Here is a 19,515-nt window from a genome sequence, read left to right as displayed (position 1 = left end):
AGAATTTTTATTAATTAATGACACGTCTTAAATAATTTGCGTAAACACACAAAAGTGTATCGAAATACGCTTTCAATCACTTGAAATTACGGCAATAGTATTTTTAAAAAACGTCTTTTTTGTTGAACCTATCATGAAATTCATGGTATTATTTCGAAATTCATTTGCGTTCAACATAGGAGAGGCTATGCAGGGGTTTTATAATAAATTAGCATTACTTACAACAAAGCGATCATCAGCAATAATTTTAATTGCAATATTTATATCTATAATACCATCGTTTTTACTTCCCAAATTACAGCTAAAGACTGACTATGCTGAACTAGTTTTTCGCGAAGCACCTGTGTACCAAGAGTATGAAAAGTACACTAATAATTTTGGAGCCTTAAAAGCTCTGTATGTAATCATTGATTCCCCACATGCAAAGAAAATAGTTGAAGCAACACACAAAGAGATTTTATCTTTACATGATCAAAATAAGAAACCACTTGTTAAACGAATGTTGTTTAAAACAGATAAACAGTTTTTCTATGACTACGGGCTTCTTTTTGCATCGAAAAGCGATGTTGCTAACGTAAGTAGACGACAACTTATCGAATTAGCCAACGCAAAAAATTTTACTCAATTTATAAAAAACATAGCAACATCTTTGAAAACAAGTAAAGAGCAGGACATTCCTCAACAAAATTATGTTGAGCAAATTCTTAACAATTTAAATAAATCTATTGTTGAAAATAAGCTCTATCAATCCAAACTTCCGAAAAGCAAGAGTAACTATGATAAAATGCCTGGCATGGATGAAGATGGGTATTTTATTTTAGGAAAAGATCGCTTACTTGTAAGAATTTATCCCACCATTACTCATGATGATTATCGGAAATACTCCATTTTTTTTAGCGCTGTAAAAGAAATACTAGAAACAGAAGCAAAGAAGTATAACGCTGAAATTTCCTACACAGGTTCACCAAAGCTTGTTGTCGATGAGATGCAAGACATTTTAAAAGATGCAGGTCTTATTACATTTTTCTCCTTACTTGGCGTTACATTGTTATTTGTTATATCTTTTCAAAAATTTATTTGGCCACTCTTATCCATACTAGTTCTAGCAATAGCTATTATTTGGACATTTGGTTTCGCTGTTGTCTTGTTTGGCTACCTAAATGTCGTATCGATCGTATTTGCAGCTGTTTTAGTTGGACTAGGTATTGATTATGGTATTCATATTGTACAAAGTTATCATGAAGCGCTATGTAATGAACAAGATAACGATAAAGCCATTCATTCATCCGTTTCGCATAACGGACGTGCAATAATCACAAGTGCAATTACAACTGCTGGGGCATTTTTTATCAGCTCATTCTCGGGCTTTAAAGGAACTTTTCAACTAGGCATTTTAGGTGCTATTGGTATTTTGCTTTGCGCTATTTTTATGCTAGTCCTCTTACCTGCGCTCTTGTCCTGGTCAGGTAAAAAAAACAAACACAGTTATAAAAGAAATCGTTCTTTTTGGATACGCGCAGTACACAAATTACTACGATACCCGAAAACTGTTGTCGTCGTGACATTTATTATGGTATCTCTTGGAATAACAACTGCGTTTTTCACTCATTTTGATTACGATTTACTTAAACTCCATAAAAAGAATTCACTTGCTGTTTCTGTAGAAAAAGAAATTACAAAGCATGGTTTTTCTTCGCGTTTTGCTGTAGTACTCCACGACAAAAACCAATTAGAATCTCTAAAGACGCTTGTCAAAAATTTAGAAAAACTACCTGCTGTTGAAAAAGTAGTAGCTATTACAAAACTAATTCCAAAAGACGAAACAGAAAAAATAAAAATGATCCAAAAAGTACAACAACTTTTTGCGACTTGGAATGCACCAGAAATTTCTTCAAATATAGATATTGACAAGCTAATTGTTTCTCTCGAATTTTTGTTAGAAGAATGCGAAAATCTTTTAGAAAATTCACTGAGTGGTATTGGTGGTAGTGATCAAAAAGTTTTAAACTTTTTAGATGATATAGTAAATGCTACAGAAGAATTACTAAATACATTACAAACTCAAAAACATTCCAAATATAAAAAAATAGTTATTGCCTATCAGCGCAGTTTAATAGAACAGTTCCATTCCTCTGTTCGCAAGGTTAAACAGTATATAAACGTAAAGCCTTTTTCAATAGAGAAGTTACCAAAACCGATTTACGAACATTTTATTGGAAAAAATAACTTGTCTGCTATATATATATATCCTAAAAATAACATAGGGGAAGAAGTACATCTTCGCGAATTTGTCCACCAAGTACAAAAAGTAAGCAATAGAGTAACGGGGCCCCTTATCGGATTTTATGATACCTTAACTACAATGAAAGAAGGGTATCAACAAGCAGGAATAATGGCTCTCATTGCAATATTTATTCTACTGTTATTTGAATTCAAAAAATTATACATAGCAGTACTTACAATTATACCTCTTATTTGTGGAGCTTCTTTAATGATAGGACTTATGTTTATTTTTAATATTCGTATTAATCCTGCAAATCTAGTAGCACTACCTCTTATATTTGGTATTGGAGCTGATCACGGTATACACATCGCACACAGATATTTCCGTGAAAAGCATACTAATATTGATGAAATAGTGGCCTCTACAGGACACGCAATTTTAATTACATCACTAACAACAGCTATTGGTTTTGGAAGTCTTTCATTTGCTGATTATCAGGGATTAAGCAGCCTTGGCATTATGATGGTACTTGGAGTTATGTGCTGTTTATATACAAGTATAGTACTACTACCTGCTATACTAAAAATATTACAAGGGAAAAGAGAATAAAATGAAAGTAATTCATCTGTTTTTAATACTTGCTGTCATGTGTTGTTGCTATACAGAAAATATTATATTAATAAAGCCTGGAGGTCCAGCTTCAACAGAACAAGCACAAAAAACAATGGACACTTTTGCTAATGTTTTATCTAAACTATCAGGTACAAAAGTAACAGCAACTTATTTTAACGATGAATCTCCAGCAATCGAATTTATAAAACGAAACAGACCACAAGTAGGTATTGTAAGTACAGCATTCTATTTAAAGTACCATAAGAGCTTTCAACTGCAACTACAACTACAAGTATATATTAAACATCAAAATAAAATGAATTATGTTATAGCGGTAGCTCAGGACTCACCTGTACACTCTTTACAAGCTCTTCGTGGAAAAAAAGTAGCGAGTAATCATCTATATGAAATGGACTTCTTATCCCATTTATTTTTCAAAGGAACTAGCAACTGGCAAAACTACACAACTGCGAAACCTGTACGCAGACCATATTCTTATGTAAAAAGACTATTTCGCGGTAAAATGGATGCTGTTATTTTAGATAACTTTCAAGCGCAAAGTATTCAAAATTTGCTCAACAAACAAGGTAAGAAGATACGAATCATTTCTAATTCACAAAAAATACCAACAATGCCTGTTGTAAGTTTTGGAAATAGATACTCTTCTGTTGTGCGTGCTATGCAAGAACTACAAAACGACAAACAAGGAAAAAAAATACTACAACTTTTTCAAATAGATTCTTTTGGGCAAGTAGATTCTCAAGCATTTACTAAACTAGTACAGGTACAAAGATGAAAGTAATATTCGTTTTAGCAATATTCATAACAGGATGCATAAGTACTCCAGTAAGGGTTGAAAATCTACCAGAACAAAAATTAATTGACAATCCTCAACAATTAGAACTACAAAAAAGATCGATTAACACCTTAATTACCGATGCAGATAAGTGCTACTTAAAACATACAGTGAGCTCTCTTCACAAATCTATACATTTAGCGCAAGAAGTTATAAAAAAAGATGCCCACTACAGTGGCGCTTACTGGCGCACGTCACGTGCTTATCATAGCTTGTATGATTTAATTGATAATGATGAAAAAAAAGATCTTTATGCTTTAGAAGGAATCAAATATGCGCAACAAGGAATGCAGGCAAACTCTAAATCACCAGAATGTTTGTATTACCAAGCGGTTTGTTTAGGTTTGTATTCTCAACTACATCCTATAACATCTCTTGGCCGCATAAGACAAATGATTGAGTCAGGAAAACAAGCAGTAGAAATTGATGGAAGTATTTTTTATGGCGGTCCACATCGTTTACTGGGCTATATTTATCTACAAGCACCTGAAAGTTTAGGTTTTGGTGATCTTGATCTTGCATTAGAACATTTCGAACAAGCTTTAGAAATAGCACCTAACCATGCAGGCAATCTAGTAGCTATGGCGCAAGCGCATATTGAGGATGATTCTTTAGAAGAAGCAAAAAAACTACTTAAAGAAGTTCTTTCGCGGGAAAACTTTGATGATATTCCACACGCATTAGAACAAAGTAAAAAAGAAGCTAAAAAACTATTAAGCTCTTTATGATAAAAAAATGCTGTACTGTGTTAACCATAAGTTCTTATTATATTTAAATATAACAAGAACTTCAAAATTTATTCTATTTCTGTCACAATTATTTCTCTTATTCCAATGTCTTTTATTTCCCATTGTTTACTTTTGGTCTTAAAATCTAACGCTTCTATTAAAATCTGATTATTGTAATCATTGTCTCTCCACTGCGAATGAATATAGATATGGTTGTTGGCAATTGCCATTGAAAAGAACTCTCCTTGCATAGGTATTTCAAATAATTCTTTCCCTGATTTTAATTCCAAACCTCTTATAATATATTTGTTTTTCAGAGAATCGTTAAAATAAATAACTTTATTGTGTAGTATAATGCGATGAGGATAAGTTTTACCTATCCTTTGTTTTTGCCACAGTATTTTCCCTGTTTGACTCTCTAAAGCTATTAATTCTTGCCCATTAATTTTTTCTACTATTAAGCATATAATTCCTTGAGATTCAGCGATAAAATGAATTCCGTTATTTTTAGTAAATGACCATACTATCTTGCCACTAGAACCATCAACACAAAATAATTTACGTCTGTAAGTCGTAAATACCTTATCTTGTAAAACAAGAGATTGACCAGATAAATTGCTGATTACATGATAATTAAGATCCCGCCCTTTTCCAAGTTTATTACTCCAAACTTGATTGCCTGTTTTACGATCAAGAGAGACAAAATCTCCGGCACTGGTGCATAGTAAAACATTGTCTTTATAGATGACAGGCGAATTTTGAGGGGTTCCAGAAACTTGTGCTTGCCAAATTTTTTTTCCACTAAAAGCGTCCAAAGCGTAAACTTTATCATCACCGGCAGCAACGAGATATGCAACATCATCAGCGATAATTGGTCCTCTTTCGCTGGCATATGCATTTCCGCCAGATTTGAATTTCCATAGTATATGACCTGTTTTCAAATTCAAAGCAAAATGATACTCGCTTTCATTACTAACAAAAATCATATCTCTATAAATTACTGCTGGGCTTGAATTTCCCCAGCCGAGTTTTCGTGTCCATAAAACTTTACCTGTATCTGCATTAAGGGCGTGTATTTTACCATAACCGGGAACAACAATTATTCTCTGTGAAGCAGGAAAAACTCCTAAACGATTATTACCTCCTAAATACATGGCAGAGCGTTCTACCTCTTGACTAAAACTACAAGAACCAAGACATAAAAAGTGGAAAGTAAGCATAACTTGTATTAAAATTTTCAGCATATTATAAACCTTTCTTTACGAGATTTTTTAGGGCTGTTTTTCTGGCTTCTTGCATTATTTTATTAAGATAAAATCAAAATTCAGATCCCCCAAAAACCCATACGATGCCTTTTTGATAGCTTCTTATTTAATTTTAATTTCTATACCTGGATAATCTTTTTGTATTCTTCTCAAAAAAGTTTCTCTTCTTACTCTACCTTCGCTCTCTCGCCAATATAATTGATACAAATACTCAAACATTGTATTTGCTAGCTCTGTTTTACCTTGTGTTAGATAAATTTCAATCATCTTCCAATGACGTTGAGAATTTTTAAAAGGCGCAGATTCAAACATGCGCATTAAAAAATTTCTTTCATAAGAGCGTAGGGCTAAATCAAGCCGATTGTACTTAGTATGATATTTTCCTAATTCAAAAAGTAAAGAATCAGGAAAATTCGTTGGCGAAAGAACTTGATCTAATTTGAGAGAATTTAGCTTTTCGACTGAACTAGATTTTTCTTGAAGTATTTTTGCTGCGTGGAATAAATACATATATTTCATATGCCCAAGGTTCTTATTAAACTGTATTTTTTTCTCATCTAGTACTCCGTAAAGTTAGTTTTGAATCTGCCTTGTAAATCTTTTATAATCTAGCTTTTATTACTTTAAGGAGCTAGGAATGCGAAGAAGACAATATAAGATTAAGCTTAGAAAAGCAGAAAAAAAACAATTAGAAAATTATGTAAAGAGTGGAAAGAGATCAGCAAGAGCAATAACAAGAGCGCGTATTTTACTATTGGCCAATGAAGGAAAAACAGTTAACGAAATAGTGAAAGCTCTAAAAAGCAGTAAGCCAACAGTTTATAGAATTCGTAAGCGCTACATTGATGAAGGTTTAGAGTTTATTCTAGGAGAAAAACCTCGTAGCGGTAAACCGAGTAAAATAGATAGTTGTTTAGAAACTCAGTTAGCAACAATAGCGTGCTCAGAACCTCCTGAAGGCTTTAGTAAATGGAGCCTAAAATTATTAGCTAACAAATTAGTAGAGCTAGAGTTGATCGAATCTATTTCACATACGCATGTGGGAACGCTGCTAAAAAAAATGAACTTAAGCCTTGGTTAAAAAAGCAATGGTGTATTGGCCAGATTAATGCAGAATATTTATGGCGTATGGAGAATATTCTAGATTTATATTCACAGCCATACGACCCTAAAAGACCTGTGGTTTGTATAGATGAACGTCCTTGCCAACTTTTAGAAGAGGTTACAAGACCAGTTAAGAGCAAACGAGGTCGACCAAAGCGCGAAGATTCAGAATATCAACGTAATGGTACCTGCTGTGCATTTGTAGCTTTCGAGCGATTATCTGGTTGGCGATATATCGAAATAAAAGAGCGCAGAACAAAAGTTGATTATGCCCATTTTTTGAAAGAACTTACTGATAAGTATTATCCAGATGCTGATAGTATAAGGATAGTTCAAGATAATTTAAATACTCATACAAATGGCTCTTTTTATGAAGCTTTTCCTGCAGAAGAAGCCTTTAGATTAGCAAAAAGATTTGACTATTATTATACGCCTAAGAAGGCTAGCTGGCTTAATATGGTTGAAATTGAGCTTTCTGCTCTTTCTAAACAATGCTTAAATCGCCGTATTCCTACTATTGAAAAGCTAAAAAAAGAAGTACTCTTTTGGGAACGATACCGAAATAAACAACATTGCACTATAAATTGGAAATTTACAAAGAATGATGCTCGTATCAAATTGAATAAATTCTATCCTGACAACATATAGTTTTTATAAACCCTCTCTAATCACAGTTCTTGAAAAACAAAGAAACATGGGAGTTAGAGAGATGGCTCACAATTAACTTTATGGAGTACTAGTTCTACAGCTTTTTTTATATTTAATACAAACTCTTCATCGTAGAGAAACAACACTTTCATAAAAATCAACTCACTATTATCTTCATCGAGTTTGCAACCTTTCTTAATCCAATCAATTAAATTACTAGCTTTATGTGGATTTTCTTTTCGTAGATGTTTCATAAATTTAGACATATTGTTTAGTATCTTGTAATACAAAGACTCCCTAGTATTCCAAGAAAAAATATCACTAAATTGTAGACTATCTTTTTTCTCCGTGTTGTTAATCCACTGGTTTCGTATAAATAAATATATTCCTAAAGCCATTCCTTTTTTCAGTGCTTTCCTATTCTTATGCTCTAAATAAAATATATGGAGTTCTTGTTCTGTTCCGAGTGCTATATAACTCGCGGTTGCAAAATGAGAGACTCTTTTATTTTCATTCTTTAAAAAAGATTCGGCTATTTTTCTTCGCTCTTTTTTGCTTTTCGCTTTTACAAAAGGCCGCATTCTCTTCAAGTCGCCAAGATCTATTTCTTGATGAAGTTGGTATAAAAAATAACAAAGTAGTTTTGAATCAGTAGTATTTCTTAGTATTTTCTCCGGTAAACAAATATTTAACAGTGACAATTGATATGATATCATACACTGAGAAGCAGGAGGAAGGGAAGGTAAGTGTTTTAATATTTCGTGCAACAACTTCACCGCTTTGACAATACTATTCATATTACCACGTTTAGCTTTTATATTTTTTCTTGCTGAAACGAGAAATTGATAGAAATTAAAAATAAACGTTGCACTATTCTCTAAAGGAGAAATTTTAATTTGCGGATTTTTATAAATTTCTTCATCAAAAATGAATTTATTTTTTTTTATTCTTAGATTATACGCAAACATGGAACGAAAACGCACATTGGTATTTGTTTCTGTGTTTATACACTTTTCAAGTTCTTTTTCTATTTCGTTCATAAAACCTTGGCATTTTTCACTAAAAGATAAAATAACCTCTTTTACGTGATCGTCTGGATCAGTTAGACCTCTACGAAAAATATCTATTATTTGTTTACGCTTGAATGGGTTATCTTCTTTTTGTATGTCTTTTTTTGTCCAAAACATATAGTAAGTATAACAACGTATTACTTGGGAAGCAGTATAAATATCCATACCTTCTTCCTGTAAGATTCTAGCACTGCGTTGCAGAAGCGGTTGATCTATATTCTGTTCAAGTAAACAGTGTAAACTAGCGGCTGCGGCGATACGTACTTTAAGATTTCGATCTTCTATAAGTTTTCTTAATATTTTTTTTTCGTCTTCTTTAATTACAAGTACTTTTTTTCCATTTTCCACAATCTTTTCGCGATGAGAGTTATCAACAGACGCTCTTTGATGAGGAATGTACATCATTTTGGCAATAAGTACCTTCAGGAACTTTTGATCTTCCGGAGTCTCCACGAAAGAGAGTATACGCGACAAATCATAGGATGGTATTGGTGAAGATAAATAATTTTCACGAAGAACAACGGAACAAATTATACGAGTAACTAAATCGTATTTATCGTCTTTAGTGATAGTCATTAGTGATTGAAATGAATGAAAATACAAACACCCTTTTGCAAGTAAATATTTTTCTAAAATACTTGTCGTTTTAGAGTCTTCTTGAAGCATACTTGGAAGAAAAGCGAGTTGTTCATTTTGAAAAGGATTTTTTTGCCATGTGCTGTTTTTCTGGGTATAAGCAAGTTGATATAAAATCATTGCTTGGGTTTCTTTTTTACATTTTATTCTGAGTTGTTCTCGAAGAGTACTTAACTCTTTTCTTAGAACATTCTTTATGTCCGTTGCTAAAAGTTTTTCAATTTTTATTGAGAGTAATTTACTATAACGTAAACTAAGAAGTTTTTCTTCAAGACGCCCTCGTATTTCTTTATCTTTTTTTTTCGATAAAACAAATTGCTTAAACTCTAATAAAGAACCTTTTTCATCACTTCTTTGTTTTTTTTGTCCAATGAACCATGCCATATATGGTTCTAGGTATTTCTGTAATAAAAATGGCCATTCATTCTCGAATAAATCAGGACAATCGATTTCACTTTCTTGCAAAAATTTATAAGTAAGTGCTTGGTAGCAATCTTCTCGCAAGGACGGTTTATAGTAAGGAATAATATGTAATAATTCAGCTGAAGCTAATTGATTATTAACGTACAATACCTTTCTAGCAAGACTATAGGCGTCATAATACAGTTCTTTTTCTAAGTAGATTTTCGCTAATTTAACGGAATAACGCGGAATCATTGGTCTTTTATCAACACATTTGCGTAAAAATTCTTCTGCTTTACTCCTATCATACAAAGGACTATTCTTTCTTAAATATATATCAGCAATTCTTTCTAACAAATCAATATCTTGTTCGAAATTTTTTGATGCCTTTAGGAGATAATTAAGAGCTTCTCTATAAAGTTCTACACCACCGCTTTTCTGAGCATTTTCAAATAAACATATTCCGAAATAGTATTCTAAGTTAGGATCTTTGTCCAGTTTTCGAAGCAAACGTTCCGCATCTTCATATTGTTTTTTTTTATAGTAAATAAGAGCTTGATAATATTTATATTTTTCACTATCTCGATGCTCTTTAAAAACATTAAAAATTTCTTTATATTTACCTTCTGTATAGTAAGCTTGAGCAATTTGAGTGAGCAGTAATAGACCAAAAGAAGTATCAAGTAGTTTTTTAGCTTTAGAAAATTGACGATCATGTATAAGATTGATAATTTCATCTACAGCTTGTTGTTTTTTGTCAACAATTGTGACTTGTACCGTCTCGTTTGTGAAATATAGGAAATAAACAACAAAAGCTAATGATAATGTAGTTACAATCAACAATTTATTTAAAAGTTTATAACTTGGTCTAATTGCCTTTCCTTTTAGAAAAAGCCTCAAATCTTTTATTAAAAGATCTATATCTGCATAACGACGTGAAAGATGACGACTTATTGCTTTTTCCCAAATAATATCTATTTTTTTATCTAATTCTGTATTTTTCTTACTTGGCGGTAAAGGTTTTTCATGCTTTATCTTATAAAGAATCGCTAGAGTACTATCTCCTTGAACCATGCGTTTGCCAGTAAACATTTCATACAAAATAGCGCCTACAGCATAAATATCTGTTTGATGATTTATTCTAAGAATTTTTCCCGAAACTTGCTCAGGAGCCATAAAAGCAGGAGTTCCAATTATGTCTCCTGCCTTTGTTAAGGCAAATTCACTATTTTTCATTCTTTTTGCAAGCCCAAAATCAATGATTTTAGGCTCACCATCTTTTGTAATCATTATATTTGCAGGTTTTAAGTCTCGATGTATAATATCTCTGCGGTGCGCATATGATAATGCTGAGCATATCTTTATAAGAAGATTAATCTTATCGGCCAAAACTAAATGTTCATTTTTTTTTAAGTAACTATCTAATCGTTCACCATCAATATACTCCATTACCATGTAGCGATAATCGTCAACAACTCCAGCGTCATATATTTTTCCAATATTCGGATGGTCGAGATTTGCAAGGATACGCATTTCTCGTATAAAACGTGGATCACTTGCATTAGATGTACTTATTTTAATAGCAACAATACGATGAGGAATTTTCTGCACGGCCTTGTAAACAGCTCCCATACCCCCACTGCCTATTTTGTTAATGACCTCATAGTTGTTCCATTTTTGGCTAGTAAAACCAGAAAAAGAATCTTTGTTTTTTACAAATTCATCCATTATCAAACCTTAAATGAGAACTGCGTACGGCACAATCAGAAAGATAACCTAGAATAAGAAATACCCATGGTATAGTCACTACCAAGAAATTTTTATTTTAGGATTCTTACCTTGTAGTTCTCTTAAAAATGTTTTTTTCGATATATTTTTACTATAACTTTTGTTGCGACGATATAATTCATATAGATATTGTAATAAAATTTTTGCCGTTTTTATGTCGTTGTTTTTAATGTGATAGTAAACCATCTCGCTATGAACGCTTAGTATCTCAGTAAAGGGCGAATTTTGTTTTGTTTTTGCTAAAAAATATTTCTCATGAAAATCCAAAGCTTTATCATACATCTCTAAATCATCAAATATGTTAGCAAAATTCACCAAAAGCGAAGAAGGAATTTCTTGCCTTTCTTTCAATTGACTTCTCTTCAATTTATCTTGATTTGCCGATACCTTTAAAAACTGTAAAAAATAAACGTGTTTAAAGCTATTTTCGTAATGTTTTTTATTAAATTTGATGGCTTTTTTTATTTGTTCCGTAGATTTTTGCGGAAAAAACAAAGTATGAACATAAAGGTATTCACTTTCTTCAGGTGCTAGTCTTAAAGCATTTTTTATCCACGTTTTATATTTATCAAATTTCTGCGGAGATTGAGTTGATATTCTATGCACAAAATTATCCAAGCGCTCAAATTTTTCTGCTAAAACTAAATCTACGGATTTATCGCCAAACAAGTCCTGAAAAGACAAACTTGGCTTTTCTTTATTTGCAATCCAAGCATTCTGTAAAGCAAAATAAAACCCAAGAGCAACACCTTTTCTAAAGTAAGTATCTTTCGTTTTTAGAGCTTTATTAAATAATCGTTTGCGCTCTTCTTCTGAAGAAAATGCAACATAACTACTTGTCGCAAACATACGTACTTTGGGATTCTTATTCGACAAGAATTTTTTCGCTAAGTGGCGTTTTTCTACAGGTTTTTTTGGATTTAGAAATGGTAAATAAGTGAACTTCTTTCCTGGATTTACTTGTTGGTGAAGTTGATATATGAAATACGCCAATAATGAATCATTCATTTTTTCTAACTGTTGAAGAGAAGGATGCATTTGCGCTAAAGATAAAACGTATGATATCATGCATTGAGATGTATCTGGAAGGGTATGTAATTTCTTTTTTAATACGTTTAGAAAATTCATTGTATTCATAATGGCATTTTGATTAATATTTTTTAGCGAAAAGAATTTGTAAAAAGTAAAAGTAATAATTGCGCTATGTTCTAATGGAGTTAACTGCTTTCGAATTTTTATGTACAAAGGATCATCAAAAATTACTTGGTTATTTCTCTGAGCAAATACCCAAGCAAAAATGGCGCGAAAACGCACCCTTATAGAATCCGACTTCATACAATTCTCAATTTCGGGCATAATTATTGGTATACGATCACGGAATAACTGTATCTGCGAAAGAGCTATTTCCTTAATTCTGTGATTTGGATTTTTTAATGCTTCTCTAAACTTATCAAGGTACTTGTTACCGTTAACAGGCGAATTACTAATCCAAAACATAAAATGTGCGTAATTACTAAGAATAGTATCTTTATTATCCATTGCTTTATAAATAATATTTTCAATTTCATCTGGTATAACTTTATTAAACCCAATTAGACCACGAAAACTCAAAGCTGCAGAAAGAGACACCTTAGAAGATTCTTGTTTTATTAGATATTCTAGCAATTTTTTCTCTGCAGCGGGAAAAGGAAGTTTTTGAACTGGAACTGGTCGCTGAAAAGTATCTATTCGTTTTACATAGTGAGGAACAAACATTGCTTGGGCGATAAGAGTTTCTAAAAATTCTTTGTTATCTACAAAAGTAAATTTTATATCAACCAAAGATTGAAATACATCAATCTTAGTCGCCAAATAATTTTTTCTTAAAACAGCGCAACAGATAATACGTGTAATCACATCTTTATTGTGATCGTTAGCAATCTCTATAATAGATTTAAAATTAAATATTTGTAAATAACCTTCAGCCAGAAGGTATTTTAAAAACACATCTTTTTCCTCAAGTAGCGCATTTATTAAAAAATCACTACTCTCAAAACTTGATTCATTCCAACTCTTATTTCTATGCATAAATGCTAATTTATAATAAGTAACTCTTAATTGCTCTTGGCGTTTTTTTTCGCGTATTTTTTTTGCTATTTTGTTAAAAAAATCTATTGTTGTTTCTGGCAAGGTTTTATTTATAAAAATATTGTTTATTTCTCTGTCAAAACTTTCGCTGTACCGTAAAGAAAAAAGAGCCTCTTGAATTGTATTTTTTACTCTTTCATCATTGATAGGTCTTAGTAGAGATTCAATTGTTCCTTTGGCTTTTTTTATTGCTTCTTGGTAAGAAAGATAGTCTTGGCGATAACGATTTTCAATCTCTTGCCATTTATTAGTGAACAAATCAGGATATTTACCTTCTTTTTCAGACACACATTTATGCAGAATTGACTGATAGCACCACCGACGTAAACGCGGTTCACGATAAGGTATTTCATGCATAAGTGTTAAAGCTTCGATAAAATTTCCTGTGTACAAAGCTTTTTTTAAGTGAGCAAACGCTTTATAATAGTTTTTCTCTTGTATTTCAATTTTACCAAGCATAGTGAAATATTTTGCGTTCCCAGGTGAAAGTCTAATACACTCTTCTAAATATTCTATCGCTTTTTTCTTATTTTTCATTTCGCTATATATTTTAGCAATAGATTCAACAAGAGTAATATCATCGTTAAAGGCTTTTTCTACTTTCAATAAATGAAATAAAGACTTCCTAAAAGAACGCTGTTTAAAATAAACGCAACCCAAATAATAATGGTATTTAAGATTTTTATCATTTTTTAGAATTAAGAATTCAAATTGTTTTTGAGCATCACCATATCGCTCTTCATGGTAGCTAATTAGACCTTTATAGTAAATGGATTCTAAATAGTAGTGCGATTCTTTTGATATTTGATTTATCATAACAAGGGCCTTTCCATATTGCCCTTCGTTATAAAAAGTTTTTACTATATTAATTTGATGTATATCACTAAAATGACTTTTCGATAATTGTTCAACTTCTACAGGAATATTATTTTTTATATTATATATAGTTGTTTTGAATTTTTTTTCTAAAGCTAACTCATGTTTGCTTAATTCGATAGTATTTGTATTTTGTGAACTTGAAAAGTACAATGCTACACTTATAAGTGTACAAAAAAATGAGACTAAAAGCGTTTCTTTAAGATAAGAGGCTCTAATTTTTTTGCCAGAAATAAAATTTTGTAAATCCAACTGTAAATCAGAAACTTTTTGATAGCGATTTTTTGGCTTATGTGCTGTGGATTTTTTCCAAATAAGTTCAAGACTTTTGTCTATTTGTGGATTTATTTTTCGCGGAGATGTAAATTCTCCTTGCATAATTTGAAACAAAACATTAAGAGGACGACTACCTATAGCCATGCGTTTATTACACAACATTTCATAAAAAATAGCGCCTAATGAATAAATATCAGTAGAATAACCAACATTACTACTTTTACCTACTATTTGTTCAGGAGCCATGTAATTTGGTGTACCAAGTATTTCTCCTGTTTTTGTTAGGTCAAATTTACGATTATATGTATATTTTGCTATTCCAAAATCAATTAAAACCGGTTCGTTTTTTTCATTCATAATTATATTATTTGGTTTTAAGTCGCGATGAATTATTTCTTTCTGATGGGCATAACTTAGTATTTCACAAATCTTGACAAAAACTTCTAGTTTCTTCTCTAAGGAAACAGTTGTTTCTTTTAAATAGTCACTTAGAGGTTGTCCAGAAATATACTCCATAACTAAATATTTTTGGTTGTTTTCAACACCAGCATTGTATACTTTAGCAATATTCGGATGATTAAGTTGCGAAGCTATTTGCATTTCGCGCTCAAACCGGCGCATATTAGAAGATGTTTTGATGGTTTTTATTGCTACTATCCTTTGAGGGCTTAGTTGCTGAGCTTTGTACACAGCTCCCATCCCTCCTTGCCCTATTTTTTCTATTAACTTATAATTTGACAATGTTACTTTAGAAAATAATAAGTTATTCTCAGCATCACTCCACGTATCTTCAAATTCGTTCATAATAGTGCCTCATTTTAGTTACTAAAGACAATGTCACTTGGATTAAAAAAAACTAGGGCGTATCATCAATACCTCTAAAAAAACTTTTATCAAAATTTCCACTCATCTTCGCTTATTTTAAAAATAGCCCGAAAATTTATCTTGAGATTTTACTCAAAACGATTTAGCAAATTAGGATTTCGCGAAATTTAAAAAAATACCAATATGGCATCTGCATTATATTCTAAATCGTATCGCAAATTAAAAAATGTAAACCAGGGCGTGTCATCATTCAAAATATTGTGTGTTTTTTCGAGCCCGAGCCCGTTTGCGAGCCCGTTTCCGAAACTTTCACTAACAATTTATCAAAGAAGCAAAGTTTCTTTTTCCATCGCAAAAAACTAGTATTGAACCAATAAATCACTTTCTGTCGCTCTCAAAAAGTTTTCGGGCGCGGGCTCGCAAACGGGCTCGGGCTCAATACTACTGGCGTATCATTAAATGAATCCGTTATATTTTTATCTGTATTGAATGATGACACGCCCTATTTTAAAAAATATTATTTGCCATTGTTTATAATAACTGGTTTCGAAATGAGTGGGCAATGAGTTATTATAGTAATATCAATATTAAATTGGAAATTTAAAAACAAGTAAGAAAGGATTACAATGCAAGAATTAAATCGTTCACAAAAAGCGCGATTTTCTATCCGAGCTTTTAAGGTTATAGCTGATGCTTTACTCCTACGAGGTTACTTTAAACCAGTAGGCGCTTCAGGACAAAAACTAGTAGAAGCTCTGTCTGTTTTGAGCCCAGAAATTTATGGTGTAATGAATGATCCTCAACGCGTAGAACTTTCTGGTTTAGTCTATATAATGGACCGTTTACCTAAAGGTATCGAGCAATGTACGCGCTATACATTTTCAGCTGCAGAAGGTCTACAGGAAGGCTTCGAAACAATAATGCCTCTAAAAAGGCGTCGCAACTCATACCGCGTTAATGGAAAAGAAATGTGCTTTGAAATTACTCGCGGTCAAAGTGAGATATATGATATCTTAACACATATCACTTTCCTCGGTATTGAAATGGAGAAAATTCGCAAACGTGGATACGATGAAGACGGAAAAACCCAAGAGTGGATCCAATTAGAAGAAATTGTTACCTCTAAGAAAAAAATAAAGTCTTTAGATCAAGAAATTTGGAATTTAAGTAAAATAGTAGGGGCTACATTCGAAGAAACGAAAAAAGCTTATCTGCGTCTTGAAAGCTCAGGAGACTACAATAATGGTCTATTTCAAATTATCTATTGGTTAGGAAAAAGAGCTTGGCAGGCTCACCAAGACCCTTCAGAAGGCCACCTTGTTATCTTTACACCGTCTTTAGAAGAAATGATGGGTAAACATTTATATGCTGAAAAATGGGCCACTAATATCAAACAAATCTTACAACAAAAAAAATTAATTGATCGCCCACTGCATATTATCAGTTCTAATTTACATAGTATACGTAATCTATTATCTTGCTATGCTGTAGGCAAAAGTAAAGGGAAAGATGTTTACGAAACAGTTAAGTTTGTAAAAGGACAAGATGATGCACTAAATCGTCATGCTCTAAAACACGGTATGATAGATTACAAAGACACTTCTAAAAGTCATATTGATTGCCAAATTATTGATGCCACAAAAATTGATTTTGCAAATCTACACCCTGATGTCAAAGCTGACGAAGACTATATCAAGAAAAGTAAACCTGTATTGCTTGTCATGGACTACGCGTTTGGCGAACAAGCGTTTGAAGTAATGGATGAACTTCTTAAACCTTATCAAGAGCAAAAACTTAATGTAAGTTCTATTTCGGTGATGGGTAAGGCTGGTATTCTACCTGGTAAAAAAGGGGATATAATGTTGCCAACAGCTCATATTTTTGAAGGCAACACAGATACCTATTCATTTAAAAATCGGCTACAAGTTAAAGATTTCACTCAAGATATAACCGCTTACCGCGGTCCCATGATAACGGTACTTGGTACATCCTTACAAAATAGAGATGTTTTAAATTACTTTCTTGAGTCTAGTTGGAAAGCTATCGGTCTCGAAATGGAAGGTGGGCATTACCAAAAAGCAATTCAATCAGCTATGATTCGCCAGCATATCAAAGAAAATGTAGCCTTAAATTATGCTTACTATGCTTCAGATAATCCTTTACAATCAGGACAAACATTAGCTTCTGGAGGCATGGGAGATAGTGGTATTCGTCCAACATATACAATCAGTAATGTTATGCTACATAAAATTTTAACAAAACCAAAATCGTAGACAACGAGGGAGTAGCACGTTTAAACTAATCAGCAAGAAAAGCATAGCCAGAAGGTATGTTTTGAATAATTGAAAATGATAAAACTAGGGAAGAAGCTTTGTAAACGTCTAGTTTTTCGTGGTTAAGTTGCATGAAAATCTCCCTCAATTTTTCGATCAAGGTCACAGTCACGGTAGTGACTACGGCTATGATTACGAGAGAGACAACCATTATACTTCTTGCGTTATCTTACTTCATTAAACGAGGACACGCCCCTAGTTCTCTAAAACAAGAAATAATCCAAGAGCATGTATTTAACTATACCTTGTACATAAAAAACAGGCAGCGCCCATACAAAAAAGTGAGCAGTAAGCCGCTAAAAAGTTGAGGGAAAAAACTAGTAGCAAAAGGTAAACCTATAACACCAAAGTAATTCTTTACACAGCAACACACAATATAAACAATAGGAAATACAACAGTAATTGTGATATGTTTTCTGTTTTCAAATATGATATATGAAGCCAATATTCCAATAAAAAAATCAAACGCATGCAAACTTAGAGAAAAACGGTACATGTAAAAAATGGGAAGTATAGAGAACATAAATCCTAGGCCACCAATAAGAACTTCAAAAAATGTGATTGGCCGCTCAATTATTTTTGGTTGCACTGGTGTAAAAGGTATCTTGGCAATATCTCTTGCATTAGAGCTTGGTTTTACTTCAGCTTTAGATATAATATTCATCAAGTTTTTAGGCTCAACCATCAATGGAGGCATTGCCTGTCTTGCTTTTGCCATTGAGTCTTTGTTGAGTAATTTCTCTTTTTTCACATCGTTACGATGAAACTCTTTTTTTAGAACTTGATAACACTCACAGCAATGCAAAGCTTCTTTTTGATTTTCTGTTCCGCAGATAAGACATATAATCTTTTCTTGATAGTTTTCTTGCGGTGTATCTTTCGGAGTGTCGTTAGACTGCATGATGGCAAGAAATTGTTCGAAATCATACAAAAAATCTTCGGCAGTCTGGTATCTCTTCGTAATATCATTCTCTAGAGATTTTTCGATAATTGCTACTAAGTTATCGGGAATTTTGGGTAAATAATTACGAATTGGTTCGGGAGGGTTGTTAGCTATTTTATAGCAGATATCGATTACATTCCCACCTTCAAAAGGGCTATGTCCGCTTAAAACTTCATACAGAATAATACCTAAGGAAAAAATGTCGGTTCGTTCGTCTTGATAGTCAACTTCTCCTTTAGCTTGTTCCGGGGACATATATCCAGGAGTTCCTAATATTTGCCCTTCAAGAGTTAAAAAAGTCTCGTCTTTTTTTTCGGCGAACTCCACACATTTTGACAAACCAAAATCAAGTATGATTGGTTCACCGTCATACTTAACAATAATATTAGCAGGCTTAATATCGCGATGAATAACACCAATACTATGGGCGTAAACAATTGCTTTTAAAATCTTATAAAATAAAGTAAATTTTTCCTCTAGAGAAAGACTACTCTCTAAATATTTTTTTAGCAGCAACCCTTCCACATAATCCATTACGATAAATATTTTGCCTGAAATTTCGCCCGTTTTTCGAAAACGAACAAAATTAGGATGACTCAAAAGTTTACTAGTCTGCGCTTCTCTTTCAAATCTCTTATATTGAGAGTCATTTACCATTACTTTTATGGCAACGATCTCATCTGTATCAATATGTCTAGCTTTATAAATGGCTCCCATACCACCGTCATCTATTTTTTCGATAATCTCATAGTTTGCGAATCTTTTGGGAGGTTGCCATACTCTTTTGTCTTGGAGGTCCATG

Annotated in this window: 9 protein-coding genes and 1 pseudogene; 5 read left to right on the top strand and 5 right to left on the bottom strand. The window is 32.5% G+C overall.

Annotated features, from left to right (window positions below; translation table 11 throughout):
- The first annotated feature begins 187 nt into the window (after positions 1-187).
- Genes UABHE_RS32045 through UABHE_RS32035 form a run of 3 tightly spaced genes read left to right on the top strand, consistent with a single transcriptional unit; the run spans position 188 to position 4,420 of the window.
- Positions 188-2,833 carry an MMPL family transporter gene (locus UABHE_RS32045; protein WP_372367520.1) on the top strand — a complete coding sequence of 882 codons (2,646 nt, stop codon included), beginning with the start codon at positions 188-190 and terminating at the stop codon, positions 2,831-2,833.
- 1 nt (position 2,834) lies between these two features.
- On the top strand, positions 2,835-3,632 hold the full coding sequence (locus UABHE_RS32040) for a phosphate/phosphite/phosphonate ABC transporter substrate-binding protein (RefSeq protein ID WP_372367519.1): 798 nt from the start codon (positions 2,835-2,837) through the stop codon (positions 3,630-3,632).
- Complete coding sequence (locus UABHE_RS32035) at positions 3,629-4,420, top strand: TRAP transporter TatT component family protein (RefSeq protein WP_372367517.1); 792 nt, start codon at positions 3,629-3,631, stop codon at positions 4,418-4,420. Before UABHE_RS32040 ends, UABHE_RS32035 begins: the two co-directional genes overlap by 4 nt.
- A gap of 68 nt (positions 4,421-4,488) precedes the next feature.
- Here UABHE_RS32035 and UABHE_RS32030 read toward each other — a convergent pair whose 3' ends face one another.
- On the bottom strand, positions 4,489-5,664 hold the full coding sequence (locus UABHE_RS32030) for a PQQ-binding-like beta-propeller repeat protein (RefSeq protein ID WP_372367516.1): 1,176 nt from the start codon (positions 5,662-5,664) through the stop codon (positions 4,489-4,491).
- Positions 5,665-5,787: 123 nt separating this feature from the next.
- Entirely contained in the window at positions 5,788-6,204 is a 417-nt protein-coding gene (locus UABHE_RS32025) for a hypothetical protein (protein WP_372367515.1), read from the bottom strand.
- Between the two features lie 118 nt (positions 6,205-6,322).
- On the opposite strand from UABHE_RS32025, the pseudogene UABHE_RS32020 reads away from it, so the two are divergent.
- Positions 6,323-7,437: pseudogene (locus UABHE_RS32020) on the top strand (IS630 family transposase).
- A 53-nt stretch (positions 7,438-7,490) separates the two neighbouring features.
- Here UABHE_RS32020 and UABHE_RS32015 read toward each other — a convergent pair.
- Together UABHE_RS32015 and UABHE_RS32010 are read right to left on the bottom strand one after the other, a co-directional pair.
- A complete protein-coding gene (locus UABHE_RS32015; protein ID WP_372367513.1) occupies positions 7,491-11,273 on the bottom strand; it encodes a protein kinase in 3,783 nt (1,260 codons plus the stop codon).
- 78 nt (positions 11,274-11,351) lie between these two features.
- Complete coding sequence (locus UABHE_RS32010) at positions 11,352-15,416, bottom strand: protein kinase (RefSeq protein ID WP_372367512.1); 4,065 nt, start codon at positions 15,414-15,416, stop codon at positions 11,352-11,354.
- 647 nt (positions 15,417-16,063) lie between these two features.
- On the opposite strand from UABHE_RS32010, the gene UABHE_RS32005 reads away from it, so the two are divergent.
- Positions 16,064-17,710: a hypothetical protein gene (locus UABHE_RS32005; RefSeq protein ID WP_372367511.1), complete on the top strand. Its 1,647-nt coding sequence runs from the start codon at positions 16,064-16,066 to the stop codon at positions 17,708-17,710.
- 298 nt (positions 17,711-18,008) lie between these two features.
- On the opposite strand, the gene UABHE_RS32000 is transcribed toward UABHE_RS32005, so the two are convergent.
- Positions 18,009-19,514 (bottom strand): serine/threonine protein kinase, encoded by a 1,506-nt coding sequence (locus UABHE_RS32000; protein ID WP_372367510.1) that lies wholly within the window; start codon positions 19,512-19,514, stop codon positions 18,009-18,011.
- Position 19,515: the final 1 nt, after the last annotated feature.

The sequence above is a fragment of the Candidatus Uabimicrobium helgolandensis genome (assembly GCF_041508025.1).
In the GTDB taxonomy this organism is placed as follows: domain Bacteria; phylum Planctomycetota; class Uabimicrobiia; order Uabimicrobiales; family Uabimicrobiaceae; genus Uabimicrobium; species Uabimicrobium helgolandensis.
This window is presented reverse-complemented; position numbering and strand designations above follow the sequence as displayed.

Coding starts and splice junctions, on each gene's coding strand:
- UABHE_RS32010 (WP_372367512.1), bottom strand. CDS start 15,416: ATGAACGAATTTGAAGATACGTGGAGTGATGCTGAGAATAACTTATTA.
- UABHE_RS32000 (WP_372367510.1), bottom strand. CDS start 19,514: ATGGACCTCCAAGACAAAAGAGTATGGCAACCTCCCAAAAGATTCGCA.
- UABHE_RS32025 (WP_372367515.1), bottom strand. CDS start 6,204: ATGAAATATATGTATTTATTCCACGCAGCAAAAATACTTCAAGAAAAA.
- UABHE_RS32035 (WP_372367517.1), top strand. CDS start 3,629: ATGAAAGTAATATTCGTTTTAGCAATATTCATAACAGGATGCATAAGT.
- UABHE_RS32045 (WP_372367520.1), top strand. CDS start 188: ATGCAGGGGTTTTATAATAAATTAGCATTACTTACAACAAAGCGATCA.
- UABHE_RS32015 (WP_372367513.1), bottom strand. CDS start 11,273: ATGGATGAATTTGTAAAAAACAAAGATTCTTTTTCTGGTTTTACTAGC.
- UABHE_RS32040 (WP_372367519.1), top strand. CDS start 2,835: ATGAAAGTAATTCATCTGTTTTTAATACTTGCTGTCATGTGTTGTTGC.
- UABHE_RS32005 (WP_372367511.1), top strand. CDS start 16,064: ATGCAAGAATTAAATCGTTCACAAAAAGCGCGATTTTCTATCCGAGCT.
- UABHE_RS32030 (WP_372367516.1), bottom strand. CDS start 5,664: ATGCTGAAAATTTTAATACAAGTTATGCTTACTTTCCACTTTTTATGT.